General features: G+C 51.2%; 1 protein-coding gene. It reads left to right on the top strand.

Annotated elements, in window-relative coordinates; all coding sequences use genetic code 11:
* The coding region (locus AC1RPR_RS08585) for a hypothetical protein (protein WP_481763530.1) at positions 1 to 297 on the top strand (297 nt) is incomplete at its 5' end.
* Between the last annotated feature and the right edge of the window lie 45 nt (positions 298 to 342).

The raw sequence follows: 342 nt of genomic DNA, 5'->3' as shown, positions 1-342 counted from the left end.
GACCTGCACAATCGACAAGGCGATATGCATAATGATTCGCAGTCCGAACTAAAGCACGAAAGTGTTAAGCCTAAGACAAACGCGGCGCTGCGCCTAACAGCCGAAGACCTAAACGGCGGTAACACTGAACACCAAGAGTGGCCATTCGAGAGAATTGATGAGGGTCCCCAGTCTGGAGTCTCGGTCACGAATGCAGATGCTGATCTAGACAGGTTGGCCGCACCCGGCAAGACGGGTGGATTCGACTCAAATCCCATGTGGAATAAAGCTACCCAGCCCCTTGGGCCAATGGCGTAATTTTATTCTGGTACCTAAACAACTCTCAGGAGTACAATATGGCAC

Source organism: Dellaglioa sp. CoH-57-MRSF-22, from assembly GCF_056781895.1.
Note: the sequence above shows the minus strand (reverse complement) of the source record. Positions and strands in the feature narration are given on the sequence as shown.